Raw genomic sequence first — 11,611 nt, 5'->3', positions numbered from 1 at the left:
GCGGTGGCGGCTCTTGCCGGGGGGCTGTTCTGGCGGCACCACGAGGCGCTGAACGCCCTGCCACCCGGTATCCTGCATGGCAATGGCCGGCTGGAGTTCACGCGGGTTGATGTCGCGGTCAAATATCCCGGCCGGGTGATACAGCTCATGGCGCGCGAGGGGGATACCGTTACAGCAGGCCAGATCATGGCCCAGCAGGATACCGCAACCGTGCAGGCGCAATACGCGCAGGCTATTGCACAGCGCGAACGCGCCACAAGCGCGCGCGAACGGGTACAGGCGGAGCTTACGGCCCGGCAGGCCGCCCTACGGCTCGATACGGACGAACTGCGCCACGCGCAGAGCATGCAGGCCCGCAGCCTGATTTCGGACATGGAAACCCAACGCCGCCGCACGGCGGTTGACGCGGCACAGGCCGCCGTAACAGCCGCCACACAGGCCGTGGCGGAAGCCGAGCACGCCACACAGGCAGCCACGGCGCAGGTAAACGAGGTGCAGGCCGCGCTGGATGAGCTGACCATAACCGCCCCGGTGGCCGGGCGGGTGGAATACCGTGTGGTAGAACCGGGCAGCGTGCTGCCCGCAGGTGGGCGCGTTTACGCCCTGATTGACCCGGTTGACCCGTATATGACGGTCTTTTTCCCGACAGCTCAGGTCATGACTCTGAAAACGGGTGACCACGCGCGCATTGTTTTCGATGGCCTGCCAAACCCCATTGCCGCTGAAGTCTCCTATATCGACAGCAGCGCGCAGTTTACCCCCAAATATGTGGAAACCGCGAGCGAGCGCGAACAGCTTGTCTATCGCGTCAAGCTCCGCATCACGCAGGCGGAACAGACACAATATGGCAAGCTGCTCAAAGCGGGCATGACGGGCGAGGCCTATATCCAGTCCAGCCCCGATGCGCCCTGGCCCGCTATTGTGGCCACAGGCCGGTAAGCCACCATGAACGCACCCGCAGCCGGGATTGAAGTCAGCGGGGTTTCTCACCGTTATGGGGGTGAGACCGTTCTGCACGATATTGCGCTCAGCCTTCCGGCGGGGCAGACCATCGCTCTTGTCGGGCCGGATGGCGTGGGTAAATCCACGCTGCTGGGGCTGATTGCGGGGGTGCGCAAGCTCCAGAGCGGGCGGATCAGCACATTAGGGGTTGATATCGGCAACCGCGCCGCGCGTGAGGCTTTTCTACCGCGTCTGGCCTTTATGCCGCAAGGTCTGGGCAAAAACCTCTATCCCACGCTTTCGGTACGCGAAAACATCGATTTTTTTGGCTGTCTTTTCGCCCTCGATGCCAGAACCCGCGCAACCCATATTACCCACCTGCTGAACGCCACCGGGCTTGCCCCCTTTCCTGACCGCCCGGCGGGGAAACTTTCTGGCGGCATGAAGCAGAAACTCAGCCTGTGCTGCGCGCTGGTGCATGAGCCAGACCTGCTGATACTCGACGAGCCCACAACCGGCGTGGACCCGCTCTCGCGCAGGCAGTTCTGGGCGCTGGTGGATCAGATGCGGCACGAGCGACCGGGCATGACCGTGCTGGTTTCCACTGCCTATATGGATGAGGCGGATCGCTTTTCATGGCTGGTCGCCATGAATGACGGGCATATTCTCGCCTGCGATGAAACACAGGCCGTTTTACAAAAAACCGGCACCACGAGTGTGGAAGCCGCCTATGTTTCCCTACTGCCCGCCGCCGCCCGGCAGGCCGTCAGCGGTTTTGAAATCCCCCCTTATGTGGATGACGGTACGCCCCCCGTTATCGAGGCGGAAAACCTGACCCGCCAGTTCGGCACCTTTACGGCGGTGGATCATGTCAGCTTCCGTATCCGGCGTGGAGAAATATTCGGTTTTCTCGGCTCGAACGGCTGCGGCAAATCCACCACCATGAAAATGCTCACAGGCCTGCTCGACATTACCAGCGGCAGCGCCACCCTGTTTGGCCGCCCTGTCAGCGCGGGCGATATGAATACCCGCATGCGGGTTGGCTACATGTCGCAGGCTTTCTCGCTGTACGAGGAACTAAGCGTGCGGCAGAACCTTGTGCTGCAAGCACGACTGTTCCAGCTTTCACCCGCGCAGGCGACAGAACGTGTCAACACCATGCTGGAGGATTTCGAGCTTACCGCCCATGCGGATGAACGCCCCACCGGCCTGCCCCTTGGCTACAGGCAAAGGCTCCAGCTTGCGGCGGCATGCATCAACAACCCCGATATTCTGATACTGGACGAACCCACCTCCGGCGTGGACCCCGCCGCGCGCGATATGTTCTGGAAACATCTTGTCAGCCTCTCGCGTGATGGAAAGGTAACGATTTTCGTTTCTACCCATTTCATGAACGAGGCCATGCGCTGCGACCGCATTTCCCTTATGGACAAGGGCCGCGTTCTGGCCATGGACGCCCCGGCCGCCATCATCCAGCAGGCTGGGGCTACCTCTTTGGAAGATGCGTTTATCCGTTGTCTGGAACAGGCCGGAAACACCGTGGCCGTTGCCAGCACGCCCGCTGCCGAACAAACACCGCCGCAGGCCGCAAAAGCCGTGCCACCGCTTTTGCGCTGGTTTTCGCGGCTCTGGGCTTTCGCACGCCGCGAAACGGTAGAACTGCTACGCGACCGCCTGCGCCTTGCCTTTGCCATTCTCGGCCCTGTCAGCCTGCTGCTGATTGCCGCCTATAGCGTGTCTTTTGACATCAACACCATCCGCTACACCCTGATCGATCACGATCAGTCACAGATCAGCCGCACGCTTGCCGAGCAGTTCAGCGGGTCGCGCTATTTCAGGCAGGCAACCCCAACACCCGACCTGCACACCCTCCAGACCCGCCTGCAACATGGCGAGGTTGCGCTGGGTATTGATATTCCTGCCAATTTCGGGCGTGACATGCTCGCGGGCAGAAAGCCCGAGCTTGATATTATCATTGACGGGGCCATGCCTTTTCTGGGTGCCAATATCCGCGCTTATGTCGAGGGCACACTGGTGCGCTACGGGCAGGAACTGGCCCGCACCAGCCCGCTGCCCACAGCCAGTGCGGCCATGCCTGTCAGCATTGTGCCGCGCTTTGCCTATAATCAGGAATTCCGCAGCATTTACGCCATAACCCCCGGCGTTATCATGCTGGCACTGATCCTTATCCCCACCATGCTCACGGCTCTGGGCGTTGTGCGCGAAAAGGAAATCGGTTCCATTATGAACCTGTATGCCTCACCCGCCAGTACGGGGCAGTATCTGCTGGGCAAGCAGCTTCCTTATGTGGGGCTGGCCATTCTGTCGTATCTGGCGCTGGTTTTTCTATCCGTCACCCTTCTGGGCGTGCCACTGAAAGGCTCTTTCATCGGGCTGAGCCTTGGCGCTCTGTTCTATATTCTGGCCAGCACCGGCTTTGGCCTGCTGATATCAACCTTTGTGCGCTCACAGGTGGCCGCCATTTTCGGCACCGCTATTATATGCCTTATCCCGGCTGTCAATTTTTCCGGCCTGCTTTACCCTACATCCACCCTTGTTGGCATACCCTATTATTTTGGCGAGGCCTTTCCCGCCACATGGTTCCAGCTTATCAGCCTCGGGGCCTTTACCAAGGGGCTGGGGGTGCGGTTTTTCATACCCATGTATGCAGCCCTGGTAGGATTTGCCTGCCTGTATATCGGCAGTGCGTGCCTTCTCCTTCGCAAGCAGGATGTCTGACCATGCGCTGGCTGGTTAATGTAGCACTGCTCAGCGGCAAAGAGTTCAGAAGCCTGTTCAGGGATTTTATCCTGTTCGGGCTTATTCTCTTCGCCTTTTCCTTTGCCGTTGTCATTGTGGCCGATGGCGTGAAAATCGATGTTTCGAACGCAACAGTGGCTTTTATTGATGAAGACCACTCGGCCCTGTCGCGCGAACTGAAGGCCGGGGTGCTTCTGCCCTATTTCAAGCCGCCGGTTCTGACTGACCGGGCCGCGGCAAATGCGGGCATGAATCATGGCACCTACAATTTTGTTATTGATATCCCGCCCCGTTTCGAGGCCGATGTGCTGGCCGGGCGCAGCCCCGCCATACAGGAGCGGATTGACGCCACCGCCATGACACAGGCCGGGCTGGGAGATGTGTATCTCCAGCGTATCTTTCTCTCCCAGATCAGCCATTTCATGCACGCTCCCCCCGCCGAGCAGCAGCTTCCCTTTCGCACGCAAAGCCGTATCCGCTTCAACCCCAATAGTGAATCCTTCTGGTTTACCGCCGTCATGCAGGTGGTAACCGACGCCACGGTGCTGTCGATCATTCTTGTAGGGGCTGCGGTGATCCGCGAGCGCGAACACGGCACCATTGAGCACCTGCTGGTGCTGCCTGTTTCGGCCAGTGAAATTGCCGTGGCCAAAATTCTGGCCAATGGCGCGGTCATTTTTGTCGCCAGCATGGCATCGCTCTGGTTTGTCGTGCATCTGTGGCTGGGGGTGCCCATTGCGGGGTCTTTGCTGCTGTTTGCGGCCTGCCTTGTCCTCTATCTTTTTTCGGTCACATCGCTGGGCATGGTGCTGGCCATTTTCGCACCCACCATGCCGCAATTCGGCCTGCTGGCGGTGCCGGTCTATGCCATTGCCTATCTGCTTTCCGGTGCGGCCACCCCGATCGAGAGCATGCCCGACATCATGCAAATGGCCGTGCGTGTGCTGCCCACCACGCAGTTTGTCAAAATAGCACAAGCCATTCTCTACCGGGGGGCCGGGGTTGAAACCATCTGGCCCGCCATTTTGTCCATTCTGTGCGCCTCAACGCTGTTTCTCGCACTGGCGCTGCTGCGTTTCCGCTCCATGCTTGCCCGTCAGGACTGAACCCGACATGTCTGCTCGCCCCCTCCCCTTTCGCGCGGTTGTCCTTGCCCTGCCGGTTGCGCTGGCCGCCTGCTCACCCTTCCATGCGGACATCCCGCCCTCGCACGTGACCATTCCCGCCGGAACAGCGGCCGAGGCCAGCGCGGGCCGTGTTGACCTCACCCACTGGTGGACCGACTGGCACGACCCGCGCCTGACCAAGCTGGTAGAAGAAGCGCTGGCCGCCAACCCGGAACTGCGTCAGGCACGCGACAGGGTGGAGCAGGCCCGCGCCTATACCAAAATGGCCAAATCATCGCTGTATCCTACCATTGGTGCCACGGGCAGCATTGCGGGCGGCGGCATGAACTGGCGGCAGGCCACACCTCCGCTGGCCAGCAGCATAGACCCCAATCTGGGGGACCCCATGACCGATGGGCATCTGGCGGGGGTGGGCATTGCGTGGGAGCCGGATGTTTTTGGCCACAACACCGCCACCCTGAAAGCCAGCCGCGCCATGGAGCTGACGGCGCAGGACCTGCTGCACGGCGCGCATATGACCATTGCCGCCGATGTCGCCTCCAGCTATCTGAGCGCGCTTGGCATCAGCCAGCGCCTTGCCCTGCTTGATCGTTCCGAGCAGACACTCGAAAGCCTGCTGGCCTACGCCACCGCCCGCTTTGAGGCCGGGCAGACCAATCAGGCCGACCTTGAAAGCATCCGCGCCCAGATCGAAGCTCTGCGCGGCAGCCGGCCCGTGCTGGTTGCAGCCTATGATACCTTCCGCCGCAGGCTGGCCATTCTGAGTGGGCGCACACCGGATAATGCCCCCGACCTGTCCGGGCCTGACACCTTCAGTATCCCTGCCCCCCCACGGGCCATGCTGCCCAGCACCATCCTGAGCAACCGGCCCGATATCCTGCTGCGCCGCCATATGGTGGAGGCCGCGGCACAACGCCTTGTGGGCGCCAAAACGGAGCTTCTGCCCCGCTTTGGGCTTGAGTTTTTCGGAGGTGATGGCCGCCTGCGTTTTGATGGCATTCCCGGTCTTTCAGGCACCGGCGGGCTGGCGGCCCTGACCGCCACCCTGCCCATTTTCACCGCCGGGCGCATACACGCCCAGATTGCACAGGCCGATAGCAGGCTGGATGAGGCCGTGGCCGCCTATGACCAGACCCTGCTGAACGCCCTGGCCGAAATTGAAGATGCCAGCGAACAGCGCTCCCGGCTCGACACCAGCGCCGATGCCCTGCAGGCCCGCACGCAAGCCGCCAGCAAAGCCGCGACCATGAGCCATGGCCTGTTTGAAGGAGGACAGGTGACCTTGCAGGATGTGCTGACAGCCCGCCTGCGCCTGATTGATGCGCAGGACGAACTGGTCAAAACCCAGACAGCCCGCGCCCTTTCAACCGTGCGGCTGGCCCGCGCCCTTGGCGGTGGCTGGTCCGCCAGCACACCGTAAGGCCCGGCCACATCGCACGCACCTGTATCGCGCAGGGTAACCCGCGCTCCAGCACCTTAGGTCAGGACCATGAAAGTGCCCCCACGTAACAGGGAAACACCAGACCAGACCCGCCCGCCTGCTCCGCCACGCACGAAATACCGTGTTTCTGAAAAACGGGAAACCGCGCGGCGCATGAAGCAGCAGGAGTTCGAGCGTGCGGCGTGGCAGGTGTTTTCCACCGTGGGGCTGGACACGGCCACGGTCAGGGACATTGTCAAAACCACCACCCTCTCGCCCGGCAGTTTTTACAATTACTTCAAAACCAAGGAAGTCATTTTCGACACCCTGCTTGATCTGGTGATCGCCCGCGCCAAAGACGCCATCCTGCTCTGCCGTTCGGATGAGGATGACCTCGAAACCATGCTGGTCAAAGCCTATGCCGCCTCTTTTCGCGAATTGCTGAGCCTGCATGGTGCGGCACGGTTTTTCGAGCTGAACCAGCACCATATCCGCGCGCGGCTGTTAAGCTCCACTACAGCAAAGGACATGACGGACGACCTGAAAGCCCGCCTTCAGGCCCGAATTCAATCACCCGTTATCGCACCGGACAAACTTGCCCTTGCGGTTTCGATCATTTTCATGGCGGGGCTGGAAAGCCTGCTACATCTTTCCAAAAACCCGTTCAGCGATATTGATGAAACCGCACGCTTTACCACCGCCATTTTCACCTCTGGCCTGCTCCGCAGTTTTACCGAACCCTGAGGCGGAAGTGTGTTTTAGACTCAGTTGACAAAAACTGGCGGGCATACATCTTTTTTCAGGGCAAGGCTGATTGCCTGCCCCGGCACCAGCCGGGCCTGTTCGCCCTCACGCGGGATATCGGCAAACAGGCTCTGCCCCCCTGCCGCCTCTACCTGCACACGAAATGAGCGCCCGTGAAACGCCACGGAAACAACCGTGGTATCCAGCACCTCATCCCCCCTCTGCTCCGTCAGCACCAGATCTTCAGGGCGGATCCCCAGTGTTACCGGCCTGTCGGATGGCAGGAGCATGGTGCCATCAAGGGCTATGGCGGGCTGCCATCCCGGCCCGATAGCAAAACATGTCCGCCCGTCGCGCTGAGTGCCGGGACTGGCACTCAGCAGGTTCATGGTGCCAATAAAACTGGCCACAAACTGCGTGGCCGGGCGGTCATACAAAACATCCGGCGGGGCAATCTGCTCGATCCGCCCGGCATTCATCACCACGATCCGGTCAGAAATGGACAGGGCCTCCGTCTGGTCATGTGTGACCATAACAAAGGTTGTGCCCAGTTCTTTCTGCAAGCGCTTGAGTTCAGCCTGCATGTGTTCGCGCAGGCTGGCATCGAGGGCGGAGAGCGGTTCATCCAGCAACAGCAGGCGGGGCTGGCACACCAGGGCGCGCGCCAGCGCCACACGCTGTTTCTGCCCACCCGACAGGCTGCCCACACGTGCCTGCGCCTTGTCCGGCAGGCCAACCAGTTCCAGAACCTCCATGACCTTGCGCCGGGTTTCCGCAGAGCCTACCCCCCGCAGCGACAGGCCGAACGCAATGTTCTGGCTGACATTCATATGCGGGAACAACGCATAGTCCTGAAAAACGGTGTTGATGGGCCGCTCACACGGGCGCAGGGCCGTCATGTCCTGCCCATCGAGCAGCACCCGCCCCTGTGTGGGGCTTTCAAACCCTGCGATAACCCGCAGGGTTGTGGTTTTACCACAGCCAGAAGGACCGAGCAGGCTCAGGAACTCACCCTGCGCAATATCCAGATCAATGGAATCCAGCCCCTTATGCCCGCCGGCAAAAACCTTGCTGACATGATCGAGCCTGAGCAGTGCATCAGCCATCGCGGCTTTCTCCCGGTTTGGTTGTATTGACCCATAATATCTGGGCGGGTTCCTGCCCCGGATTGGAAAAAGCGTGATCCAGAGTGCTGCGAAAGGCAAAGCTGTCACCCGGACCACACTGGTAGGAAACGCCGTCTATGGTCAGTTCAAGCTGGCCGCTCAGCACGTAGCCAAATTCATGCCCCGCATGGGTATAACTGCCCGCCGTAGTGCCGCCCGGCACAACACTGACCAGAATACCCGTTAGGGCCGCACCGGGGGGTGAGAGCAGCCATTTTTCAATCCCGTCCGAGTGAACAGGCAGGCGTTTGCGCGCTTTGGAAGATACGCAGTACAGATCACTGTGTTTCTGACCGCTTTCCCCCAGAAGGGCACCCGGTTCGACATTCAGGGCCGCCGCCAGTGGCCACATGACCTTGATCTTGAGCGAGGAAATACCCCGCTCGATCTGGCTGAGTGCGCTGACGGATATGCCAGCCCGGCTGGCCAGATCCATGAGCGACATGGCGCGCTCCAGCCGCAAGGCCCGCAGCCTGCGGCCGATCAGCACATCGGCATCCGGCGCCCTGCTTTGTGCAGCCATTTCCGCTGATGTGCCCAACCCCCTGTTCCTTTCAACGCTATTTGCAGGCGCCATGGCTGTATTCAGCCACCGGCCTTGATTTTTTCAAGCAGTTTGCCGAGTTCTTCCGCCTGTTTCATCGGGCCGGTGAAAACGGTCTTTTTGAGCATCACCTCCGGGTCTGACGGCAGTTCAAGCTCCTTGAGTTTTTCTGCCGGAACCGCAGCAAACGCCGTGCTGGTGGACGCACCATAGCCATTATTCTCGATCAGGTGCTTGCCCGAGGAGGGATCAAGGCGGCTGTTGATGAAATCATACGCCAGATCCTTGTTTTTTGTGCCCTTTATCATCACGAAGCCGCAGCTCCATGTCAGCATGCCTTCCTTGGGGTTCATGAAAGCAACCCGCACGCCCTGCTTGCGCAGCGCTACGGCAGAGGCATTCCATGTCATGGCCGCAACCAGCGCACCGCTGGCCAGAGACTGCTCAACCGATGTCATATCCGTGGTGTAGGAGGCCATGAGCGGGCGCTGTTCGCGCATTTTAGCAGCCACTTTTTCCATGTCAGCCGGGCTCAGGTCGAACGGATTAACCCCCGCAACCAGAGCCGCAACGATAGGCGTGTCATGCACGGCATCAATCGTGGACATGCGCCCGGCATATTTCTGGTCCCACAGCAGGTTCCAGCTCTGCTCCACATCCTTTGGCAACAGGTCGGTACGGTACAGGATAGAGGTATTGCCCCAGTCCCATGGTACCATCCACACCTTGCCATCGCCTGCCTGAATATCGGGCAGGTTGCGGAAAATGGGGAAAATCTGGTTCCAGTTGGCAATACGGCTGGTGTCGATCGGCTCGATCAGCCCTGCCTTGTTCCAGCGCTGGATCTTGTCATAGCACGGATGCGCGACATCAGGGCGGAAGCCTGCCTTGAGTTTGGTAAAGGCATCGTCATCATCACCAAAAACGGAAATATCCACCGCACCGGGATGCGCCTTCAGATAGGCCTCATCATATTCGGGCAGTTCATAGCCTGACCATGTCAGATAGGTGAGTTTTCCCTCCTCAGCCCGTGCCGTGGCCATGGGGGAGACGATGGAGGCCGCCATGGCAAAAGCCAGAGCCTGTGTGGAAATCTTTTTGACGATGGAAGACTTTTCTTTGCCTGTCATATCAGAATACTCCACGGTTGCGCGTCAGGTCAGGCCTGCCGCTCTGTCAGTTTTCCCCGGCGGCGCATCAGCTCCGATACCGCCGCGATTACGATACTGACCGCCAGAATCAGGCTGCCCAGCGCCATAACCAGCGGCAGCGAGCGCGGAAAGCGCAACTGCCCCCAGATATAGACAGGCAGTGTCGGTTCTGAACCGGTCAGGAAAAAAGCGATGATGAACTCATCAAAACTGGTCAGAAACGCCAGCATGAAGGCGGACCCCAGAGCCGGTATGGCCAGCGGCAGGATAATGCGTGAAAACGTCGTCCATTCCCGCGCGCCAAGGTCCTCCGCCGCTTCGGATATGGAGCGTGAAAGCCCGGAAAGCCGCCCGTGCAGGATCATGAAGGCTGTAGGCAGGCCCACCAGCATATGCCCGCACACCAGCGCCACGCGCGACGGCCCCACCCCGATAATGTTCACGACAATCAGCATGGCAATGCCCACGATCACGCCCGGTATCAGCAGCGGCAACTGGCACAGGCCGGACAGCAGCACACTCAGCCGCGTGCGCATGAAAACCCGTGCATAGGCCAGAGTCAGGCCACAGAGTGTTGCCAGAAAAGCCGAAATACTGCCCACTTCAAGGCTGGTCAGCAGGGCACGGCGCACGCCATCGTTATGCAGCAGCGCCCTGTACCAGTTCAAGGTAAAGCCCTTGAGGGGAAAAGCCGCCTGAATGGAGTCGTTAAACGAAAACAGCGGGATAAGGCATACGGGCAGATACAGAAAGAACAGGTAAAGCCCGACATAAATCCCAAGACCAGTCCCCGGAGAAAGCGGCTTTTTGTAGAAAGGCAGAAGCGTTTTCATGCCGTTTTCTCCCCCTGCCGGTCTGCCTTGCGCAACAAGCCGATAACCAAGGCAATAAGCACCATGACCGCCACCGAAAGCGCCGCCCCGAATGGCCAGTCATTCGCCCGGCCGAACTGCACCTGAATAAGCGAGCCGATCATGATGCTGTTAGGCCCGCCCACCAGTGCCGGGGTTACGTAATCCCCCACGGTGGGGATAAACACGACCGTTACCGCCGCCAGAACACCCTTGATGGAATAGGGCAACACAACACGGCGGAAAGTCGTGAAAGGCCGCGCCCCCAGATCCGCCGCGGCCTCAAACAGCGAGCGCGGCATGCTTTCCAGTGCCGTGAAAATCGGCAGGATGGCAAAGGGCGCATAGGCATGCGCCAGCGTTACCACCACAGCGGCGGGCGTATTCAAAAACGCCAGCGAGGGTGATGCCAAAAGCCCTGTTCCGGTAAGGAAGGAATTGAGCACGCCATTATAGGCCAGCACGATTTTCCATGCGAACACCCGCAGCAGATAGCTGGTCCAGAATGGCAGCGTGACCAGAAACAACAAAATGGCGCGGTAACGCCCGGCATGGAACGCCAGAAAATAGGCCACCGGATAAGCCGTAACCACAGTCGCCGCCGTAACCAGCCCCGCAATAACGAGTGATCGCCCCGCCACCCGTGCGTAAAGCGGGTCTTGCAGGAGTGTAACAAAGTTCTGGAGCGTAATGCCCACACCCAGCAGTGAGCCATCATTATGGCGCAGGGCCAAAAAGACCAGAAGCCCGAGCGAAAACACAATAAGCCCGCAGCCCAGCACGCCCCCCGGCACCATCATGAAGGCCCGAAAGAGCGCTTCCCTAAGGCCTGTTTTCTGTGATGACGGTGCGAAAGACATGCGGCGCGGCTTCCGAAACGTGAAATACGAGTCAGTTTTTTCACAC

The 11,611-nt window shown here is 60.0% G+C and carries 10 protein-coding genes; 5 read left to right on the top strand and 5 right to left on the bottom strand.

What is annotated here, in order from left to right:
- The first annotated feature begins 3 nt into the window (after nt 1-3).
- From ABF757_RS09960 to ABF757_RS09940, 5 genes are all read left to right on the top strand, one after another.
- On the top strand, nt 4-939 hold the full coding sequence (locus ABF757_RS09960) for an HlyD family secretion protein (protein ID WP_415482078.1): 936 nt from the start codon (nt 4-6) through the stop codon (nt 937-939).
- A 6-nt stretch (nt 940-945) separates the two neighbouring features.
- Nucleotides 946-3,681 (top strand): ribosome-associated ATPase/putative transporter RbbA, encoded by a 2,736-nt coding sequence (gene rbbA, locus ABF757_RS09955; protein WP_415482077.1) that lies wholly within the window; start codon nt 946-948, stop codon nt 3,679-3,681.
- Nucleotides 3,682-3,683: 2 nt separating this feature from the next.
- Complete coding sequence (locus ABF757_RS09950) at nt 3,684-4,808, top strand: ABC transporter permease (RefSeq protein ID WP_035370532.1); 1,125 nt, start codon at nt 3,684-3,686, stop codon at nt 4,806-4,808.
- Nucleotides 4,809-4,815: 7 nt separating this feature from the next.
- A complete protein-coding gene (locus tag ABF757_RS09945) occupies nt 4,816-6,249 on the top strand; it encodes a TolC family protein (protein WP_415482075.1) in 1,434 nt (477 codons plus the stop codon).
- A 69-nt stretch (nt 6,250-6,318) separates the two neighbouring features.
- Nucleotides 6,319-6,993 (top strand): TetR/AcrR family transcriptional regulator, encoded by a 675-nt coding sequence (locus ABF757_RS09940; protein ID WP_415482074.1) that lies wholly within the window; start codon nt 6,319-6,321, stop codon nt 6,991-6,993.
- A 20-nt stretch (nt 6,994-7,013) separates the two neighbouring features.
- Here the strand turns inward: ABF757_RS09940 and ABF757_RS09935 are convergent, their stop codons facing one another.
- The 5 genes from ABF757_RS09935 to ABF757_RS09915 are packed head-to-tail and all read right to left on the bottom strand — an operon-like array spanning nt 7,014 to nt 11,565.
- On the bottom strand, nt 7,014-8,099 hold the full coding sequence (locus ABF757_RS09935; protein WP_415482073.1) for an ABC transporter ATP-binding protein: 1,086 nt from the start codon (nt 8,097-8,099) through the stop codon (nt 7,014-7,016).
- Nucleotides 8,092-8,700 (bottom strand): helix-turn-helix domain-containing protein, encoded by a 609-nt coding sequence (locus ABF757_RS09930; RefSeq protein ID WP_199897835.1) that lies wholly within the window; start codon nt 8,698-8,700, stop codon nt 8,092-8,094. The genes ABF757_RS09935 and ABF757_RS09930 overlap by 8 nt, the downstream gene beginning before the upstream one ends.
- A gap of 44 nt (nt 8,701-8,744) precedes the next feature.
- Nucleotides 8,745-9,833, bottom strand: coding sequence for an ABC transporter substrate-binding protein (locus ABF757_RS09925; RefSeq protein ID WP_415482071.1), 1,089 nt, complete (start codon nt 9,831-9,833; stop codon nt 8,745-8,747).
- A 29-nt stretch (nt 9,834-9,862) separates the two neighbouring features.
- Nucleotides 9,863-10,687: an ABC transporter permease gene (locus ABF757_RS09920; RefSeq protein WP_415482069.1), complete on the bottom strand. Its 825-nt coding sequence runs from the start codon at nt 10,685-10,687 to the stop codon at nt 9,863-9,865.
- Nucleotides 10,684-11,565: an ABC transporter permease gene (locus ABF757_RS09915; RefSeq protein ID WP_415482067.1), complete on the bottom strand. Its 882-nt coding sequence runs from the start codon at nt 11,563-11,565 to the stop codon at nt 10,684-10,686. The genes ABF757_RS09920 and ABF757_RS09915 overlap by 4 nt, the downstream gene beginning before the upstream one ends.
- Nucleotides 11,566-11,611 lie beyond the last annotated feature (46 nt).

Origin of the sequence: Acetobacter papayae, from assembly GCF_047721125.1 — a bacterium.
In the GTDB taxonomy this organism is placed as follows: Bacteria; Pseudomonadota; Alphaproteobacteria; order Acetobacterales; family Acetobacteraceae; genus Acetobacter; species Acetobacter papayae.
The sequence above is the reverse complement of the archived record's forward strand: the minus strand, read 5'-3'. Positions and strand labels throughout refer to the sequence as shown.

What these genes read in the sequence shown, in the direction of transcription:
- rbbA (WP_415482077.1), top strand. Translation starts at nt 946, where the DNA reads ATGAACGCACCCGCAGCCGGGATTGAAGTCAGCGGGGTTTCTCACCGT.
- ABF757_RS09950 (WP_035370532.1), top strand. Translation starts at nt 3,684, where the DNA reads ATGCGCTGGCTGGTTAATGTAGCACTGCTCAGCGGCAAAGAGTTCAGA.
- ABF757_RS09945 (WP_415482075.1), top strand. Translation starts at nt 4,816, where the DNA reads ATGTCTGCTCGCCCCCTCCCCTTTCGCGCGGTTGTCCTTGCCCTGCCG.
- ABF757_RS09940 (WP_415482074.1), top strand. Translation starts at nt 6,319, where the DNA reads ATGAAAGTGCCCCCACGTAACAGGGAAACACCAGACCAGACCCGCCCG.
- ABF757_RS09935 (WP_415482073.1), bottom strand. Translation starts at nt 8,099, where the DNA reads ATGGCTGATGCACTGCTCAGGCTCGATCATGTCAGCAAGGTTTTTGCC.
- ABF757_RS09925 (WP_415482071.1), bottom strand. Translation starts at nt 9,833, where the DNA reads ATGACAGGCAAAGAAAAGTCTTCCATCGTCAAAAAGATTTCCACACAG.
- ABF757_RS09920 (WP_415482069.1), bottom strand. Translation starts at nt 10,687, where the DNA reads ATGAAAACGCTTCTGCCTTTCTACAAAAAGCCGCTTTCTCCGGGGACT.
- ABF757_RS09915 (WP_415482067.1), bottom strand. Translation starts at nt 11,565, where the DNA reads ATGTCTTTCGCACCGTCATCACAGAAAACAGGCCTTAGGGAAGCGCTC.